Source organism: Streptomyces sp. NBC_00075, assembly GCF_045041225.1.
Lineage (GTDB): Bacteria > Actinomycetota > Actinomycetes > Streptomycetales > Streptomycetaceae > Streptomyces > Streptomyces adonidis.
In genome coordinates, this window is the sequence record NZ_CP108243.1 from 4,574,224 (window position 1) to 4,592,469 (window position 18,246).

The window sequence follows — 18,246 nt, forward strand, 5'->3', positions numbered from 1 at the left end:
CAGGGCACGGGGACTGTGCCCTCGGTGCGAGTGATCAGGCGAAGGCGGGGACGGCCTTCGGGTTGTGGCCGTGCTTGTTCTCCCCCGCGTCACTGTCGAGGCAGACGAAGACCAGCAGCGTGATCCCACCGACGAGCGGGACGAGCGCGATCAGGAGCCACCAGCCCGAGCGGCCCGTGTCGTGCAGTCGGCGCACGGTGATGGCCAGGCCGGGCACGAGGACTGCCAGGGCGTACAAGCCACTGAGGATCTGCACGCCGATGACAGCGTCGATGATCGCCAGCACAATGCTGATGATGATGGAGAACAGCGCGGCCATCCAGTATTCCTTGCGGCGCGCGCGCCCGCTGAACACCGCGTACTTCTTGAGCATTTCGACGTAGTAGTTCATTGCTTCCCCCCAGGGAACGATGTGGGCCAACCGAGCGGATTAGGCCAGGGGCAGAAGCTACGGAGCCCGGCGGGAACTCGTCAATCCGGTTCGTCGTTGCAGTTGATGGGGCATGACATGGGTACGGGCGGCCCCAACAACAGTCGGCGCACGTCGATTTCAGGACAGATCAACGCAAGATCACCAACTGCACACAGCACCGACACCAACTGGCTGCCGAATCATGGCCGTTCCATTGCCAGTCCGACGCAAGTTCGAGGCCGCGCCGACACCGGACCGATCTCGAACCGTTGCCCCCGGCCTCTCCAGGGCCGTTGTCAGTGGCAGGCCCTAAAGTCACCGGCATGGCGACACTTCCCAATCCGCTGCCCCACCTCGCGGCCGACCCGACCGGCGGCACGCTCGGCCTCGCGCTCCCCGCCGGAAGGCTGATCGACACGACGGACGAGGGCCCCTGGCACGAGCCCCTCCTCTGGCACGCCGACGCGCCCTCCGCCCCCGGCGACTGGGCCGCACACCACGACGCGTACCGAGCGGCCGGGCTCGTCCCGGTGGTCATAGAGGTGGGCGGCGGCCAGGGCGGGCCGCAGGACTGGGAGTTGATGCCCGGCGACACGTCCTACCCCGGGGATCACGACGCGGAAGAGGTCCTCACCGAGTTCTGGGAGGAGTACGCGGCGGAGGACGAGGACTGGCCCGGCCTGGCCCCCGCCCCCGAAGCCGGGCAGACCGACGCGGACGAGCTGGCCGCCCAGCTCGCCGACTCGCTCCTGGCCGCCGGTTCCTCCTTCAAGGAGCCACGCCTGGCCCTCGTCCCGGCCCGCCGCTCCGCCGACGTCCCCGCCGCGATCGGCTGGTCCGGCCCCGCGAACTACGAGAGCGACACGGCCCGCCTCTGCGCGGTACTGCGCTCCTGGGAGGACCGCTTCGGCATACGGGTCCTAGCGCTCACCTTCAACCAGCTGACCCTGTCCGTGGCGGCCCCGCCGACCACCCTCACCGAGGCGGAGGCAGTGGCCGCCGAACACTTCGCGTTCTGCCCGGACAACATCACCCAGGGCCCCCACAACACCCTGAGCGCATACGCCGAACACGAACTCCTGAACACCCGGACCTGGTCCTTCTGGTGGGACTGACAGAACTTCTTGAACGCAGCCCCGGAACAGCGCCCCGTCAGGGGCGCGGGGAACTGCGCGACAAGCCCCCACCGGACCCGCAGCCCACGAACTACGGATCCCCGAACCAAATCAGGCCTTACGCCCACTGGCCCCGTACACATTGATGTCCGCATCCGTAACATCATTGATGTCGCGATAGCGAACCTTCTCGATGTCGTCGAGCGAGTCGAAGTACGAGGCCTCGACCTGCTCCGGCACCGGCGCATTGCCGTCGGGACGCCACCGATGGGCGGGCACGACACCGGGCTCGTCAAGGACGAGCCCGTTCTCCTCGAAGAACCGCTCCACCTCCGCCTGGGACCGCAGCACGAAGGTGAACCCCCGCTCGGTGTACGTCCGCTGCACCGCGCGGATGTTCTCGGGGTTCAGATCCTCCGTGAGATGGCTGAGCACGAGCCGGCTCCCCGACGGCAACGCGTCGACCAGCTCGCGCACGATGTCGTACGCCTCCGGCTCCGCCACGAAGTGCAGGATCGCCGCGAGCACGAGCGCGATCGGCTGATCGAAGTCGAGGGTCTTGCGGGCCTGTTCGAGGATCTGGCCCGGGTCGTTGAAGTCGGCGTCGATGTAGTCCGTACGCCCCTCGGGCCCGCTGGTGAGCAGGGCACGCGCGTGCGCGAGGACGATCGGGTCGTTGTCGACGTACACGACCCGGGAGTCCGGGGAGATGCGCTGCGCGATCTGGTGGACGTTGTCCTGCGTGGGCAGGCCGGTACCGATGTCGAGGAACTGCCGGATGCCTTCGTCCGCCGCCAGCGTGGTCACCGCACGGCGCATGAAGTCGCGGTTGTGCCGCACGTCCAGGTACCCGCGCGGATTGGCGGCGAGCGCCGCGGCCGCCGCGTTGCGGTCGGCCGGGTAGTTGTCCTTGCCGCCGAGGAAGACGTCGTACACCCGGGCCGGATGGGCCTTGGTGCTGTCGATCCTCCTTCTCAGCTCGGCGGGGTCCTGACTGAGAGCATCGCCGCTCATGAGGCCTCTTCTGGGGAGCAGTAACTTCAACGAACAACAACCTAGCCGCCGACCGGAGTTGATGTTCGAGAATCGAAAACCGCACGCGAACCGGACGCGGACCGTCCCGGAGCGTCCCTGAACGGGACGGCGTTCGCGCAGGTCAGCGGGGTGATGGGCCGACGGGCGTCCCGGATTCGTCGCCAGACGTGGTGCTGGGACGGATCACGGCACAAGCTGTTGCCAACCGAACGGCTCCGTATCGGTCACCCCACCCCTCGGAAAGGGCACCCCCATGTCCGTACGCACCTCCCGTACGCGCCTGTTCGCCGTCATCGCGGTCGTACTCGCGCTCGCCACACTCACGGCGTGCGAGGACGGCCAGGGCGTACGGGACGAGGGACCGTCGACGGTTCACAGCATGCGAGCGGCTTCGACGGCCCAGTAGGTGAGGATGTTCTGCGCGCCGGCCCGCTTGATGCCGGTGAGGGTCTCCAGGATGGCCCGCTCGCGGTCGACCCAGCCCTTCTCGGCGGCGGCCTCGATCATCGAGTACTCACCGGAGATCTGATAGGCGGCGACGGGCACGTCCACGGCGTCGGCGACCCGGGCGAGGATGTCGAGGTAGGGGCCCGCCGGCTTGACCATCACCATGTCGGCCCCCTCCTCCAGGTCGAGCGCCAGCTCCCGCAGCGACTCCCGGACGTTGGCGGGGTCCTGCTGGTACGTCTTCCGGTCCCCCTTCAGCGAGGAACCGACGGCTTCCCGGAAGGGCCCGTAGAAGGCGGAGGAGTACTTGGCGGTGTAGGCGAGGATGGCGACGTCCTCCCGCCCGATCTGATCAAGGGCATCGCGTACGACCCCGATCTGCCCGTCCATCATCCCGCTGGGGCCCACGACATGAGCACCGGCATCGGCCTGCACCTGGGCCATCTCGGCGTACCGCTCCAGGGTGGCGTCGTTGTCGACGCGCCCCTCTGCGTCCAGCACCCCGCAGTGCCCGTGATCGGTGGTCTCGTCGAGACAGAGATCGGACATGACAAGCAGCTCATCGCCGACCTCGGCGCGCACATCACGGATGGCGACCTGGAGAATCCCGTCCGGATCGGTACCGGGAGTCCCGAGGGCGTCCTTCTTCGCCTCCTCGGGCACCCCGAAGAGCATGATCCCGGAAACCCCGGCCTCGACGGCGTCGAGAGCAGCCTTCTTCAAACTGTCCCGGGTGTGCTGGACGACACCGGGCATGGCGGAGATCGGCACAGGCTCACTGACACCCTCCCGCACGAAGGCGGGGAGGATGAAGTCGGCGGGGTGCAGTCGGGTCTCGGCGACCATGCGGCGCATGACGGGCGAGGTACGCAGCCGCCGGGGCCGCGTACCGGGAAAGGATCCGTACTTCGACATACCCTCCACGCTACGCCCGCCCCACACACCCCTTTGCCGACGCGACGTCGGCCTGTCATCCCCTGGGGGCTGCGCCCCCTCAAACGCCGGACGGGCTGACTACCCAGCCCGTCCGGCGTTTGAGGACAAGGCCCGTTCAGGGCCGACAGCGGGGGTCTGGGGGCGCAGCCCCCAGGGATGGGAACGGGTAGGGGCGGCGGGGGCGAAAAACTACCGCCCCCACCGCCCCACCCCAACCAACTCAGCTCAGCTCGGCTCAGCTCACTGCGTAGTACGACGCCGACGCGCCCCCGGCCGCCGCTCACTCGGCCGAGTAACAGGATCCCCCGCATCAACCGCAGCAGCCCGCCGCCGCAACCCGAAGTCGGCCAACGCCTCAGCCAACTTGTGCACGGACGGCTCCGGAGCCATGACATCGACCCGCAGCCCATGCTCCTCAGCGGTCTTCGCCGTAGCCGGCCCAATACACGCGATCACCGTCACGTTATGAGGCTTGCCGGCGATACCGACCAGGTTCCGCACAGTCGAGGACGAAGTAAAGAGAACGGCATCGAAGCCACCCCCCTTGATCGCCTCCCGAGTCTCCTGCGGCGGCGGCGAAGCCCGCACCGTCCGATAGGCGGTGACGTCATCGACCTCCCACCCCAGCTCGATCAGCCCCGCCACCAACGTCTCGGTGGCGATATCGGCCCGAGGCAGAAATACACGGTCGATCGGATCGAAAACCGGATCGTACGGAGGCCAGTCATCAAGCAACCCAGCAGCGGACTGCTCCCCGCTGGGCACCAGATCAGGCTTCACACCAAAGGCAACCAACGCCTTGGCGGTCTGTTCCCCCACCGCAGCAACCTTGATCCCGGCAAAAGCACGAGCATCAAGCCCGTACTCCTCGAACTTCTCCCGAACAGCCTTGACCGCGTTCACCGAAGTGAAAGCGATCCACTCGTACCGCCCGGTAACGAGCCCCTTGACGGCCCGCTCCATCTGCTGAGGCGTCCGAGGCGGCTCGACAGCGATCGTCGGCACCTCGTGCGGCACAGCGCCGTACGACCGCAACTGGTCGGAGAGCGTCGCCGACTGCTCCTTCGTACGCGGCACCAGAACCCGCCACCCGAACAGCGGCTTGTTCTCGAACCACGACAACTGCTCACGCTGAGCAGCGGCGGACCGCTCGCCGACCACGGCTATCACCGGCCGGCCCCCGTCCGGGGACGGCAGCACCTTGCCCTGCTTGAACGTCTGGGCGATGGTCCCGAGCGTCGCGGACCAGGTCCGCTGCCGAGTCGTCGTACCGGCGATCGTCACAGTCAACGGCGTATCAGGCTTACGCCCGGCCGCGACCAGCTCACCGGCCGCCGAAGCCACCGAATCCAGAGTGGTCGAGACGACAACCGTCCCGTCCGAAGCCCCGACCTCGGTCCAGCACCGGTCGGAAGCGGTCCGGGCGTCCACGAACCGGACGTCCGCGCCCTGCGCGTCCCGCAGCGGAACACCCGCGTACGCGGGCACGCCCACGGCGGCCGCGACCCCCGGGACCACCTCGAACGGAACCCCCGCGCGGGCACACGCGAGCATCTCCTCGGCGGCGTACGCGTCGAGCCCGGGATCCCCGGACACCGCACGCACGACCCGCCTGCCACCCCGCGCGGCCTCCATGACAAGATGTGCGGCATCCCGCACAGCGGGTACACCAGCGGTCGTCGACGCGCCGTCAACTACCGCTAGTTGAGGCGTGCCTGTGCCTGGATACGTGCTGCCAATAGGCGTGTCCAATTCGGTGTTGAGTACGGCGACGCCTTGTCTGGTGTGCGCGCGTACGACGTCGAGCACCTCGTGCTCGGCGACCAGTACGTCCGCGTTCGCCAGCGCCTCGACGGCGCGCAGGGTCAGCAGTCCCGGATCCCCGGGTCCGGCACCAAGAAAGGTGACGTGCCCGTGGTCCGGACCGGCGGGAAGGGTGGTGGGGCTCACTGTGCTCGCTCCCCCATCAGACCGGCCGCGCCCTTGGCAAGCATCTCGGCTGCGAGTTCACGGCCGAGCGCCATTGCTTGGTCGTACGTCTCGGGCACGGGACCGGTGGTGGACAGCTGCACCAGCGTCGAGCCGTCGGTCGTGCCGACGACGCCACGCAGGCGCATCTCCTTGACAATCTGCCCGTCGGCCAGCAGGTCGGCCAGCGCGCCCACAGGGGCGCTGCAACCGGCCTCCAGGGCGGCGAGCAGTGACCGTTCGGCGGTCACGGCGGCCCGAGTGTACGGGTCGTCGAGCTCGCCGAGTGCCGCGATCAGGTCGGAGTCGTGGGAGGTGTTCCCCGCTCTGCACTCGATCGCCAGGGCCCCTTGGCCAGGGGCAGGCAGAACCATGTCGACCGACAGGAAGTCGGTCACTTCGTCGGCGCGCCCGATGCGGTTGAGCCCGGCCGCGGCCAGGACGACGGCATCCAGCTCACCACTTCTCACGAACCCGATCCGGGTGTCGACGTTCCCCCGGACCGGTACGACGTCGACGCTCAGCCCATGGGCACGCGCGTACGCGTTCAGCTGGGCCGTGCGCCGGGTCGAGCCCGTCCCGATCCGCGCGCCGCGCGGCAGGTCGGTGAACTTGAGGTCGTCGCGCGCCACCAGTACGTCACGCGGATCCTCGCGCTCCGGTACGGCGGCCAGCACCAGGTCGTCGGGCTGCGCGGTCGGCAGGTCCTTCAGCGAGTGCACCGCGAAGTCGACCTCACCCCGCAGCAGCGCGTCCCGCAGGGCGGTCACGAAGACACCCGTGCCGCCGATCTGGGCGAGGTCCTCGCGGGACACGTCGCCGTACGTCGTGATCTCGACGAGCTCGACGGGGCGTCCGGTCAGCCGGTGCACGGCGTCCGCGACCTGCCCGGACTGGGCCAGGGCGAGTTGACTTCGCCTGGTCCCCAGTCTCAGCGCCCCTTGTACTGGCTCACTCATGCTCGCCCTCGGTTCTCGGCGTTCTTCTCAGCATCTTGGTCGGTCCGTTCCGCCCGGGACACGGAGGCGACCGTCTCCTGGTCGAGGTCGAACAGGGTCCGCAGCGCGTCCGCGTACCCGGCGCCGCCGGGCTCGGCGGCGAGCTGCTTGACCCGTACGGTCGGCGCGTGCAGCAGTTTGTCGACCACACGCTTCACGGTCTGGGTGATCTCGGCCCGGTGCTTCTCGTCGAGCCCGGGCAGCCGCCCGTCGAGGCGGGCGATCTCACCGGCGACGACATCGGCGGCCATGGCGCGCAGCGCGACGACGGTGGGCGTGATGTGCGCGGCCCGCTGGGCGGCGCCGAAGGCCGCGACCTCGTCGGCGACGATCCGCCGGACCTGGTCCACGTCGGCCGCCATCGGAGCGTCCGCGGAGGCCTCGGCCAGCGACTCGATGTCCACCAGGCGCACCCCGGCCAGCCGGTGCACGGCCGCGTCGATGTCCCGGGGCATGGCGAGGTCGAGGAGGGAAAGCACAGGAGCGGGCCGCGGAGGACCGACAACCACCTCGGGCCGCCGCCGCTCGGGAATCCGCCCGACGGCGGCCGCGGTGCGCGCGAGCGCGGCGATCAGCTCACGGTCGTCGTCGGGCGTACGGCGAGCGGCGTCCCGCCGGTCGACGGTCCCGTTGTCCACCCAGGCCGCGTGCTGCTCCAGCGTCGCCGCGTCCATCCCGGCGACGGCGGCCTCGCCCATCACGGAGAACCCGGCCGACTCCTGCACGGCCTGCCCGGCCTGCGCGGCGGACAGATCGAGCGGACACCCGTCGTCGGTGCCGATGCTGGTGGGCGGCAGCGCCGTCCGTACGTCACTCGTCATGGTCGTACGAGGGGACAGTGCGGCCTCGTCGTCCGCCGGCGCCCGGCCCTCGACGGCGGCCGCGATGGTCTCGGCGCCGAGGACGACCCCTGTCGCGCCGGTACAGGAAACGGCTATATCGGCACGTGTCAGCTCGAACGGCACCGACTCCATCGGAACCGCGCGGGCGGACACATTCCCGTACTCGCCGCTGTTCTCGTTGATGATCTCGGCGAGCCGCTCGGCACGCTCTGAGGTTCGGTTGGCGACGACGATCTCGGCGACCCCGAGCCGCGCGAGCGTGGCGGCGGCCAGCGAGGACATCGACCCGGCCCCGATGACCAGGGCCTTCTTGCCCACGGCCCAGGACTCCACCGAGACCCCGGCACCCCGTCCACCGGCCAGCTGCTGGAGCCCGAAGGTGACCAGGGACTGTCCGGCGCGGTCGATCCCGGTCTCGGAGTGGGCGCGCTTGCCGACGCGCAGCCCCTGCTGGAACAGGTCGTTCAGCAGGCGCCCGGCGGAGTGCAGCTCCTGTGCGAGGGCGAGCGAGTCCTTGATCTGCCCGATGACCTGCCCCTCGCCGACGACCATGGAGTCGAGCCCACAGGCGACGGAGAACAGATGGTGGACGGCCCGGTCCTCGTAGTGCACGTACAGGTAGGGAGTGAGTTCATCGAGTCCCACCCCACTGTGCTGGGCGAGCAGCGTGGACAGCTCGGCGACACCCGCGTGGAACTTGTCCACGTCCGCGTACAGCTCGATGCGGTTGCAGGTGGCGAGCACCGCGGCCTCGGCGGCCGGCTCGGCGGCGACGGTGTCCTGAAGCAACTTGATCTGCGCGTCCTGGGACAGCGCGGCCCGCTCCAGAACGCTCACAGGAGCGCTGCGGTGACTCAGCCCGACGACGAGAAGACTCATGCCGGCATCACGGCGGGAACGTCCCCGTCAGTCCCTTTGCCACGACGACTTCCGCCACTGCCACCGCTGTCGCCGTCACTGCCGGCCTGTCCCTTGGCCACGACGACCGCCGGACCGGAATCAGCGGCAGCGGCGGCGGCGAGGGCATCGGCTTCCTCGCCGGCCTTGCGCTGCTCGTGGAAAGCCAGGATCTGCAACTCGATGGAGAGATCGACCTTGCGGACGTCGACACCGTCCGGAACGGTCAGCACGGTGGGCGCGAAGTTCAGAATGGACGTGACCCCGGCGGCGACGAGCCGATCGCACACGGGCTGAGCGGCACCGGCCGGGGTGGCGATTACGCCAATGGACACGCCGTTGTCCGCGATGATCCTTTCCAGATCATCCGAGTGCTGCACCGGAATACCCGCGACGGGCTTTCCCGCCATCGCGGGATCGGCGTCGATCAGCGCGGCCACCCGGAATCCACGGGAGGCGAAGCCGCCGTAGTTCGCGAGGGCGGCGCCGAGATTACCGATACCGACGATCACTACCGGCCAGTCCTGGGTCAGCCCCAGCTCACGCGAGATCTGATAGACGAGATACTCGACGTCGTACCCCACACCACGCGTCCCATAGGAGCCGAGGTAGGAGAAGTCCTTGCGCAGCTTCGCGGAGTTCACGCCCGCGGCGGCGGCCAGTTCCTCGGAGGAGACCGTGGGTACCGAGCGCTCCGACAGCCCGGTCAGGGCACGCAGATACAGCGGAAGCCTGGCGACGGTGGCCTCGGGAATCCCTCGGCTGCGGGTCGCCGGTCGGTGAGTTCGGCCAGTTGCCACGGTACTCCTGCGGGTAGCGCGGGGCTGTAGGCGGTCACACGTACCTAGACCGCCCCGTCGAATGCAGGCTATGTCTTTGTGAACGCGTGCACAAAGATGGTGTCCGATTTGCCCGGCCAACGTGACCGGGGTCACGCACCCCCGTCGCACGCGTATGGAACCGGCGCACAAGCACCGTCGTCCCTCGCCGTCACAGGCACCGTTCGGGGGCAAAACCGCACACACTCCTCATGAATCCCGCCCCCGAGATCTGAACCGCCCTCGATCCTAAGCGACTTTCCGGACCACCTGGACTGCTCAGTCAGTACTTGGTCAGAACTCGACCACTCGGTAATCGACCGGGAATCTATGTGAGGGCTTTGCGAAGACGTTCTTCGTTGACGCGCCAGAACGTGTGCTGGGCCCCGTCGATGAGCACCACGGGGATCTGTTCCCAGTACTGACGGTGGAGTTCCTCGTCCTGAGCGATGTCCTTCTGCTCCCATGCCACCCCAAGATCGGCACACACCTTCTCGACAACTCCCTGTGCGTCATCACACAAATGACAACCGGGCTTCCGGATGAGAGTGACGAGCCGAGGCTGCTGGGACTCAGGGGAAGCGGGGGACCCACTGCGCCGAAAGAGGGGACTCATGAACCCATTGTCCCGCTTGTTTAACGGTGCGGTCGCGGAGAGTTCACAGCCTCCAAACCTCTCGACTCCGGAAGCACCGAACAGACTGGCTATGCTCACGCCATGGCCGCTCTCGGATGGCTCACTCCCCGTAGGCGCTCCGCCACCGCGCGGAGCGTGTTGGCAGGCGAGGCCTCGGCGGAGGCAGCGCGCAAATCCTCCCAGGAGCTGGAGGAACTCACCCCTGCCCCGGCCCCGCCGGGCACCGAGGAGGAACCGGCGTTCCCGGTCCTCGGTGACGACAGGGCCGCCGCCTTCTTCGACCTCGACAACACGGTCATGCAGGGCGCCGCGATCTTCCACTTCGGCCGGGGCCTGTACAAGCGCAAATTCTTCGAGACCCGAGACCTGTACCGATTCGCCTGGCAGCAGGCGTGGTTCAGGCTGGCGGGCGTAGAAGACCCGGAGCACATGCAGGACGCGCGCGACTCGGCGTTGTCGATCGTCAAAGGCCACCGCGTGGCCGAACTGATGTCGATCGGCGAGGAGATCTACGACGAGTACATGGCCGAACGCATCTGGCCAGGCACTCGAGCCCTCGCCCAGGCCCACTTGGACGCGGGCCAGAAGGTCTGGCTGGTAACGGCAGCCCCGGTCGAGATCGCCACGGTGATCGCCCGCCGCCTGGGCCTGACGGGCGCGTTGGGCACGGTGGCGGAGTCGGTGGACGGCGTGTACACGGGCAAGCTGGTAGGAGAACCGCTGCACGGCCCGGCGAAGGCGGAAGCGGTAAGAGCCCTCGCCTCCGCCGAGGGCCTGACCCTCTCCCGCTGCGCGGCGTACAGCGACTCCCACAACGACATCCCGATGCTGTCCCTGGTGGGCCACCCCTACGCGATCAACCCGGACGCCAAACTCCGCAAACACGCCCGCCAACTGGACTGGCGTCTACGGGACTACCGCACGGGCCGCAAGGCAGCAAAGGTAGGAATCCCGGCAGCGGCCGGGGTGGGCGCAGTAGCGGGCGGCACAGCAGCGGCCATCGCCCTGCACCGCCGCCGCCGCTAACCACCCCGGGATTTTCGCCCCCGCCGCCCCTACCCATACCCATCCTCAGGGGCTGCGCCCCCGAACCCCCGCTCCGGCCCTGAACGGGCCTAGTCCTCAAACGCCGGACAGGCTGAGTCAGTCAGCCTGTCCGGCGTTTGAGGACGAGCGCGTTCAGCGCGACCCACCCACCCGACGACCGCCACGCCACCACCCTCCAGCCCGTCCGGCGTTTGAGGACGAGGCCGTTCAGGCCGAAAGGGGGGTCTGGGGGCGCAGCCCCCAGGGATGGGACGGGTAAGGGCGGCGGGGGCGAAAACAGGTATTCGGGCCGTCGTACCCACGTACCCCCGCCCACACCCCCACCACCCCCGACCGCACCCACAACACGCCCCAAGCACACCTCAACTCGGCCGAATCCGATCAACAACCGCTCACACTGCGCCACTTGAACGGGCGTCAATAGGTAACAGAAGCGACGTAATCGATGATTTGAGCAACCGGGTGTAGCAGGGCCTGCACGAAGCGTTATTCTCCTCAGACGCAAACCGGTACCCCTCCGTCGCTACGACGGGTGAACGGTCCCGCACTGCACGTGATGGAAGCTCTGCCTCTGGGAGTCCCGTGTACCCACACGTCGGGGTTGACGCCTCGGGCCTGGCTACGCTGCGCGCAACGGTCCTAGACCTGTTGCGCGGCTTCGTCCCCACCGCGTACGCCGCACCCGCATTCGCCACCGCCGCACCACTCGGCCCGTGCTACGCCCTGGCCGACGGCACCGCCGCGGTCGGCAGACGAGGCCGCGCGGCCGGCGCCGGCGCCGCCACCGCGCGACGCCCCGCCGCCGACAGCGACAGCGCCCGCATGATGGACCTTGTCGAACGCGCCCAGGCCGGCGAGGCCGACGCCTTCGGCCGCCTCTACGACCAGTACAGCGACACTGTGTACCGGTACATCTACTACCGGGTGGGCGGAAAGGCCACCGCCGAGGACCTGACGAGCGAGACGTTCCTGCGCGCCCTGCGCCGCATCGGCACGTTCACCTGGCAGGGCCGCGACTTCGGTGCCTGGCTCGTCACCATCGCCCGCAACCTCGTCGCCGACCACTTCAAGTCCAGCCGCTTCCGGCTCGAAGTGACCACCGGCGAGATGCTGGACGCCAACGAGGTCGAACGCTCACCGGAGGACTCCGTCCTGGAGTCCCTCTCGAACGCCGCTCTCCTCGACGCCGTACGACGACTCAACCCCCAGCAGCAGGAGTGCGTGACGCTGCGCTTCCTCCAGGGGCTGTCCGTCGCCGAGACCGCCCGCGTCATGGGCAAGAACGAGGGTGCGATCAAGACCCTCCAGTACCGCGCCGTCCGCACCCTCGCCCGGCTCCTCCCGGAAGACGCGCGCTGAAGGGCCGTACGAAGCACCCCGCGTACGCCCGCACCGCACCCGAGCCGGAAGAAGCGACCCGGCACCCCACGCGCCCCACCGGGCTTTCGCACGCCCATCGACCGCACCCTCAGCGACCGCCAACTCACCTTCCGTGAAAGTCCGTTGAGTTCGCGGTCGGATCATCCGCCGTCCGTAACCCAAGTGCCGCGCCACTCGTTGTGCGGGATACAGGCTCCCTGTGGTCACTCCCTGGCCGTCTCCGATCACTCGATCGTGTGGATGCGGTCAGGGGCGTGCAACCCTCAGGACCCCCTGGGGAGTCGACCGTCATGACGAGAGGAGGTGCCGCCAGTGATCGCGAACGTTTCGGCGCACCGGCGGGCGAACGCCTTCGCCCAGGCCCTGGAGGAGCTGTCCGACCGGGACTCGGCGGCAGAGCAGCCCGACGGACCGGCACCGGACCCTGACCCGGAGCCGTCCCCGGCAGCCGAGGAACGGACGGACCCCCGGGCGGACCACAGGGCGGAACGCACCGAACCGAACCGACTGGTGGCCCTCGCGACCGGTCTCGGCGAGCTGCCGAAACCGGTGCTCGACCCCGCGGTCAAGGTTGTCCACCGGGCCCAGTTGGTGGCCGCGATGGAGGCCATGCTGCGGGACGGCACGGTGCCGGGAGGCGAAGCGGCGGACCCTTTGGTCCCCGAACAGCGCTCCCGGGCCAGGGGCGCGCACCGGGCGAGCGGGCTGGGGAAGTTGCGACCGCGTTCACGGCTGACGAAGGGTCTCGCCGCGGGCGGACTCAGCGTGGGCGTGGCCGCGGGAGCCTTCGGCGGCGTCGCCGCTGCCAGTTCCGACGCCCTGCCCGGTGACTCGCTGTACGGCCTGAAGCGCGGCATCGAGGACATCAAGCTCAACTACCTGGCCGACAGCGACAGCGAGCGAGGCCAGGTCTACCTCGACCAGGCCTCGACCAGGCTCAGCGAAGCCCGCAGGCTCATGGAGCGCGACCGCGCCGGACAGCTCGACCACGAGTCGCTCGGCGAGATCCGCCGCGCCCTGTCCGGTATGCGGCACGACGCCTCGGAGGGGCACCGCCTGCTGCACGAGGCGTATCAGCGCGACCCCGACTCCCTGGGCCCCATCCAGGCCCTGGACGCCTTCTCCCGCTCCCACCGCGAAGCCTGGGGCGCCCTGCGCGACCGCCTCCCGGTCCAGCTCGGGGACGTGAGCCAGGAGGTCTCGTCGGTCTTCGACGCCATAGACCAAGAGGTCGCCCCCCTCCAGTCCCTGCTCCCGAAACCCCCCGCCAAGAGCGGTCCGGGCGGCGGCGGTGCGGGCGGAGGCCAACGGCAGGGCACCGGACCGGAGTCGGGCACGAGTTCGTCCGGCACCGACCGGTCGGCCGCACCCAGCGACACCGGCGGCGACTCCGCCGAGGGGCGCGAGTCCAGCGGCGGCAACCCCAAGCCGTCCACCTCCGACTCCGTCGACGACGGCCTGCTCGGCGGCAACACCGGCGGCCTCCTCGACCCGCCGCAGGACAACGGCACGGCATCCCCGTCGACGACGACCCCGTCCACCACGGAACCGGACGTCACGCTTCCCCCGCTCCTCCCGGGCCTCCTGCCCGGCCTGGGCATCGACAGCGAGGACGTCAGCTAGAGCAGTAGGCGGTACGACAGTTGGGGGCGCCCTTCGCAGGAAGGGCGCCCCCAACGACGTACAGGAACCGTCAGAAGAAGACCGACCGCCGCTGCACCAGCAGCTTGGCCCCTCCTGTCGGCCGCCCTCGCACTGCTTCGCAGGCTTCGCACGGCTGCGCCGGACTCCGTCCGTCGGCCTCACGCGGCCGGACCGCCATCACGGGCCAGTCCCCGTCGCCGCGAGCCAGTTCAGAAGAACACCGACCGCCGCTGCACCAGCAGCTTGTACAGCGTGTGCTGGATCTGTTCTCTGACCTGGTCCGTCAGGTTGAACATCAGCATCGGGTCCTCGGCCGCCTCCGGCGGATAGCCGTCCGTGCGGATCGGCTCGCCGAACTGGATCGTCCACTTCGTGGGGAGCGGGAGCGCACCCAGCGGGCCCAGCCACGGGAACGTCGGAGTGATCGGGAAGTACGGGAAACCGAGCACCCGGGCCAGCGTCTTGGCGTTGCCGATCATCGGGTAGATCTCCTCCGCCCCGACGATCGAGCACGGAATGATCGGCGCACCCTGCCGCAGTGCCGTCGACACGAAGCCGCCACGCCCGAAGCGCTGGAGCTTGTACCGCTCGCTGAACGGCTTGCCGATGCCCTTGAAGCCCTCCGGCATCACACCCACGAGTTCGCCGCGCTCCAGGAGCCGTTCGGCGTCCTCGGCGCAGGCCAGGGTGTGACCGGCCTTGCGGGCCAGCTCGTTGACCACCGGCAGCATGAAGACCAGGTCCGCCGCGAGGAGCCGCAGATGCCGGCCCGCCGGGTGGTTGTCGTGCACGGCGACCTGCATCATCACGCCGTCCAGCGGCAGCGTCCCCGAGTGGTTGGCGACGATCAGGGCGCCGCCGTCGGTCGGGATGTTCTCGATGCCCTTGACCTCGACCCGGAAGTACTTCTCGTACAGCGGGCGCACCAGCGACATCAGGACCTGGTCGGTGAGTTCGGCGTCGTAGCCGAAGTCGTCGACCTCGTAGTCCCCGGTGAGCCGGCGCCGCAGGAAGGACAGCCCGCCCGCGACCCGCCGCTCCAGACCACCGACGACACCGCCGTGCGGGGACGTCGACGGGGACGGCTGCTGCCCGGGCTGTTCCTGGGGCGGCTGGGACGGCTGTTGCTCTCGTGTCACACGAACATCATCCTGCGGGCGCGCCAGTCCCGGCAGGGGCTGGACCTCACGTACCACCGCCGATTCGCCCTTGCGCCGGCTGCTCCCAGAGCCCCGGCGGCGCGACGGCCGCGGGGAGGTGCCCGCGCGGGACCTGTCGTCGTCGAACGGAATGACCTTGGCATCCGCCATCGTTGATGCGCTCCTCGGTTGGCGCTCTGCGTCGGTTGACCCTCAGGCCGTCTCCGTCAGGTCGCTGTCGTGGGTGTCACGGCTGTCGTGACCGGGGTGCCGGCACTGCCCGGGAACGGTACGAAGGGCAGTGCCGCGATCCGGTCGACGGCCCCCGCGAGGGCCTCCGGCGGCAGCAGACCGGGACCGCGGACACGCGCGAAGTCCGTGAACGTCTCGGCGGTCGTGAACTTCGGCCGGTAGCCCAGCGTCTCGCGCATCTGGTTCGTCGCCACGACCCTGCCGTGCGTGAGCAGCCGGATCTGCTCGGGCGAGAAGTCCGTGATGCCCAGCGTACGCACCAGCGAGCCGGCCCAGGTGACGGCGGGCAGCAGCAACGGCACGGTGGGTCGGCCGAGCCGCCGCGAACACTGCGACAGCAACAGCACCCCGTCGCCGGCGATGTTGAACGTGCCGCTGTTGAGCGTTCCGCGCGCCGGGTCGTGCGAGGCGATGCGCAGGACCTCGATCACGTCGTCCTCGTGCACGAACTGGAGCCGGGGGTCGTAGCCGAACACGGTCGGCAGGACCGGCAGCCCGAAGTACTGGGCGAGCGGCGAGTCCGCGGTCGGCCCCAGGATGTTGGCGAACCGCAGCACACACACGGCGACGTCGGGCCGCCGCCGCGCGAACCCGCGCACATACCCCTCGACCTCCACCGCGTCCTTGGCGAAGCCACCGCTGGGCAACGACTTGGGCGGGGTGGTCTCGGTGAAGACGGCCGGGTCACGAGGAGCGGACCCGTACACGTTCGTACTGGACTTCACGACCAGCCGCTTGACGGTCGGCGACTTCTGGCAGGCGCCCAGCAGCTGCATGGTGCCGATGACGTTGGTCTCCTTGACCGTGGCCCGGCTGCCACTGCCCAGCGCGATACCCGTGACGTCCATGTGCACGACGGTGTCGGCGTTCGTCTCGGCGAGCACACGCGCGATGGTGGGCTGCCGGATGTCGGCCTGGATGAAGTCGGCGCCGCCCAGGTGGTGCTCGGGCGGAACCGCGTCAACGGCGATGACCCGGTCGACCTGCGGGTCACGCTGGATCCGTCGTACGAACCGGCCCCCCAGCTGACGGGCCACTCCGGTCACAAGCACGACCTTGCCCAAGATCAGCGCCTTCCTTCGGTGTGTGGAGCCCAACCTAGCGGGTTGTTGTTGCGCTGTGATGACCGCCCGATGCATGAAGTCACTGTGGCCCCCCACCGATACCGGTGGGGGGCCACAGCAGAACTGCTTATTGCTACTACTTCTACTTCTTGTTGCGACGCTGAACACGCGTGCGCTTCAGCAGCTTGCGGTGCTTCTTCTTAGCCATCCGCTTGCGCCGCTTCTTGATAACAGAGCCCACGACTACCCTCGCTCACTTCTCATCACTCGGCGTTGGGCGCCATGGGCCCATACGACCTACAAGGGGCCAGCCTACCCGTCCGAGCGCTGAGGTCGTAATCGAGGACAACCGAGGAGTTCAGGGAGGGACCCGAGGGCCCCATCCACGCCCCCCTCGACCGCCGTCAGGCTGTCTCCACCCCCACATAGCTCTCGCGGAGGTACTCGTGAACCGCTTGCTCGGGGACGCGGAAGGACCGCCCCACCCGAATCGCGGGCAGATGACCGCTGTGCACCAACCGGTACACGGTCATCTTCGACACTCGCATCACCGAGGCGACTTCCGCCACGGTAAGGAACTGAACCTCGTTCAGAGGCCTCTCGCCAGCTGCAGCCATGACACACCTGAACCTTCCGCACTCGACCCGGCCACCGGCTTCCCCTTCCGGTGACTCTTCGTCGCTGCGTGCTCACTCCCCAATGTAGGGGCGGGTGATGCGAGTGGGGAAGAGGTGCACCCATCGGCGGCCTACTGTGACAGACACGCTCGATTGAGTACGTAGCGGGTAATCGGCCGGTAGTAATCAGACCGCACAGCGTCATCAAGTGGAACGACGACGGACACGGATCCCTCCGCCTCCCCCACGAAGAGCGCGGGGTCGTCCGTATCGGCCAGCCCAATGGCCTCGAACCCCAGCTGACCTGCACCGCAGACCCACCCGTGGTCCCCGATCACGAGCTCCGGCAGCACCCCGCCGGCGTCGGCAACAGCACCCAGAACGGTCCGAACCGGGAGGGGGGAGTGCGTGTGTGCGCCCGGCTCACGCCCGGCGGCCAGGAGGCCCGGTTCGCGGACGAGCGCGACTCCTCGTACGTAGTCAAGGTTGTACGTGCGTAGACCGAACCGGGTCGTTATGTCGACAGAGCTACCCTGCGCGGGGGTGAGAACGGCACACCCCGCCGCCGACAGGGCGTCCGCGAGAGCGGCGTAGAAACCGAGCAGTCGATGCGGATGACCGGTACCCAGGAGTACCGGAGCCTTACTCCGAGCGACCACGGAGACCCGCTCGGCGAAGGCATCAAGGGCTACGAGCGTGCGCTCCGGATCGATCACATCACACCCGGAAGTGCACTGCGGATCGGCCGAGACCCCACACTTGTCGGCCATCAACCGGATCAGATCCAGTTGCCGCCAATTCCATTCAGGATCAAGCCCGATCAGCACCCGAGGATCCCGAGCGGCAAAAAGCCGATAACTCCGCAGACTCTCCTCCCGAGAGGTGGCCACGGGCCCAGCAATCCGAGCAGCCAACAGATGGGCCCGCAGGGCCCCCACACTCAACACACGAGCGATGCTGCCGGACCCCCCTCACCCTCACCCCGAAAACCCCAGAAA

At 68.8% G+C, this 18,246-nt stretch carries 18 protein-coding genes; 5 read left to right on the top strand and 13 right to left on the bottom strand.

Annotation, left to right across the window (positions count from 1 at the left end; genetic code table 11):
• Window positions 1-34: 34 nt before the first annotated feature.
• Window positions 35-391, bottom strand: a complete 357-nt coding sequence (locus tag OG787_RS19755; protein WP_369037128.1) for a DUF805 domain-containing protein — start codon at window positions 389-391, stop codon at window positions 35-37.
• Window positions 392-735: 344 nt separating this feature from the next.
• Between OG787_RS19755 and OG787_RS19760 the strand changes: the two genes are divergently transcribed.
• Window positions 736-1,527, top strand: a complete 792-nt coding sequence (locus OG787_RS19760) for a DUF4253 domain-containing protein (protein ID WP_369037127.1) — start codon at window positions 736-738, stop codon at window positions 1,525-1,527.
• A gap of 111 nt (window positions 1,528-1,638) precedes the next feature.
• On the opposite strand, the gene OG787_RS19765 is transcribed toward OG787_RS19760, so the two are convergent.
• The gene (locus OG787_RS19765; RefSeq protein ID WP_369037126.1) at window positions 1,639-2,541 is read right to left on the bottom strand and encodes an SAM-dependent methyltransferase; all 903 of its coding nucleotides are present in this window, start codon (window positions 2,539-2,541) and stop codon (window positions 1,639-1,641) included.
• Window positions 2,542-2,815: 274 nt separating this feature from the next.
• Here OG787_RS19765 and OG787_RS19770 point away from each other — a divergent pair, with 274 nt between their 5' ends.
• Window positions 2,816-2,968: a hypothetical protein gene (locus OG787_RS19770; RefSeq protein WP_369037125.1), complete on the top strand. Its 153-nt coding sequence runs from the start codon at window positions 2,816-2,818 to the stop codon at window positions 2,966-2,968.
• Here the strand turns inward: OG787_RS19770 and hemB are convergent.
• From hemB to OG787_RS19800, 6 genes are all read right to left on the bottom strand, one after another.
• Complete coding sequence (gene hemB, locus OG787_RS19775; protein ID WP_369037124.1) at window positions 2,935-3,924, bottom strand: porphobilinogen synthase; 990 nt, start codon at window positions 3,922-3,924, stop codon at window positions 2,935-2,937. The genes OG787_RS19770 and hemB overlap by 34 nt on opposite strands.
• A gap of 261 nt (window positions 3,925-4,185) precedes the next feature.
• The gene (locus OG787_RS19780) at window positions 4,186-5,895 is read right to left on the bottom strand and encodes a uroporphyrinogen-III synthase (protein WP_369037123.1); all 1,710 of its coding nucleotides are present in this window, start codon (window positions 5,893-5,895) and stop codon (window positions 4,186-4,188) included.
• Window positions 5,892-6,872: a hydroxymethylbilane synthase gene (gene hemC, locus OG787_RS19785; RefSeq protein WP_369037122.1), complete on the bottom strand. Its 981-nt coding sequence runs from the start codon at window positions 6,870-6,872 to the stop codon at window positions 5,892-5,894. The genes OG787_RS19780 and hemC overlap by 4 nt, the downstream gene beginning before the upstream one ends.
• A complete protein-coding gene (locus OG787_RS19790; RefSeq protein ID WP_405535902.1) occupies window positions 6,869-8,632 on the bottom strand; it encodes a glutamyl-tRNA reductase in 1,764 nt (587 codons plus the stop codon). The genes hemC and OG787_RS19790 overlap by 4 nt, the downstream gene beginning before the upstream one ends.
• Window positions 8,629-9,450 carry a redox-sensing transcriptional repressor Rex gene (locus OG787_RS19795; RefSeq protein ID WP_369037120.1) on the bottom strand — a complete coding sequence of 274 codons (822 nt, stop codon included), beginning with the start codon at window positions 9,448-9,450 and terminating at the stop codon, window positions 8,629-8,631. Before OG787_RS19795 ends, OG787_RS19790 begins: the two co-directional genes overlap by 4 nt.
• 346 nt (window positions 9,451-9,796) lie before the next feature.
• Window positions 9,797-10,084 carry a glutaredoxin family protein gene (locus OG787_RS19800; protein ID WP_405535903.1) on the bottom strand — a complete coding sequence of 96 codons (288 nt, stop codon included), beginning with the start codon at window positions 10,082-10,084 and terminating at the stop codon, window positions 9,797-9,799.
• 102 nt (window positions 10,085-10,186) lie between these two features.
• On the opposite strand from OG787_RS19800, the gene OG787_RS19805 reads away from it, so the two are divergent.
• The 3 genes from OG787_RS19805 to OG787_RS19815 all read left to right on the top strand — a co-directional run bounded on the left by OG787_RS19805 (window position 10,187) and on the right by OG787_RS19815 (window position 14,155).
• On the top strand, window positions 10,187-11,131 hold the full coding sequence (locus OG787_RS19805) for an HAD family hydrolase (protein ID WP_369037118.1): 945 nt from the start codon (window positions 10,187-10,189) through the stop codon (window positions 11,129-11,131).
• A 603-nt stretch (window positions 11,132-11,734) separates the two neighbouring features.
• Entirely contained in the window at window positions 11,735-12,511 is a 777-nt protein-coding gene (locus OG787_RS19810) for an ECF subfamily RNA polymerase sigma factor, BldN family (RefSeq protein ID WP_369037117.1), read from the top strand.
• Between the two features lie 333 nt (window positions 12,512-12,844).
• On the top strand, window positions 12,845-14,155 hold the full coding sequence (locus tag OG787_RS19815; protein WP_369037116.1) for a DUF5667 domain-containing protein: 1,311 nt from the start codon (window positions 12,845-12,847) through the stop codon (window positions 14,153-14,155).
• A 230-nt stretch (window positions 14,156-14,385) separates the two neighbouring features.
• Here the strand turns inward: OG787_RS19815 and OG787_RS19820 are convergent, their stop codons facing one another.
• The 5 genes from OG787_RS19820 to OG787_RS19840 form a co-directional block, all read right to left on the bottom strand.
• On the bottom strand, window positions 14,386-15,486 hold the full coding sequence (locus OG787_RS19820; protein WP_369037115.1) for a lysophospholipid acyltransferase family protein: 1,101 nt from the start codon (window positions 15,484-15,486) through the stop codon (window positions 14,386-14,388).
• A 56-nt stretch (window positions 15,487-15,542) separates the two neighbouring features.
• A complete protein-coding gene (locus OG787_RS19825; protein WP_369037114.1) occupies window positions 15,543-16,631 on the bottom strand; it encodes an NAD-dependent epimerase/dehydratase family protein in 1,089 nt (362 codons plus the stop codon).
• A 142-nt stretch (window positions 16,632-16,773) separates the two neighbouring features.
• Window positions 16,774-16,872, bottom strand: a complete 99-nt coding sequence (locus tag OG787_RS19830) for a 30S ribosomal protein bS22 (RefSeq protein WP_003948845.1) — start codon at window positions 16,870-16,872, stop codon at window positions 16,774-16,776.
• Window positions 16,873-17,035: 163 nt separating this feature from the next.
• Complete coding sequence (locus OG787_RS19835) at window positions 17,036-17,248, bottom strand: helix-turn-helix domain-containing protein (RefSeq protein WP_004984898.1); 213 nt, start codon at window positions 17,246-17,248, stop codon at window positions 17,036-17,038.
• 131 nt (window positions 17,249-17,379) lie between these two features.
• Window positions 17,380-18,195: a phosphatase gene (locus OG787_RS19840; protein WP_405535904.1), complete on the bottom strand. Its 816-nt coding sequence runs from the start codon at window positions 18,193-18,195 to the stop codon at window positions 17,380-17,382.
• Between the last annotated feature and the right edge of the window lie 51 nt (window positions 18,196-18,246).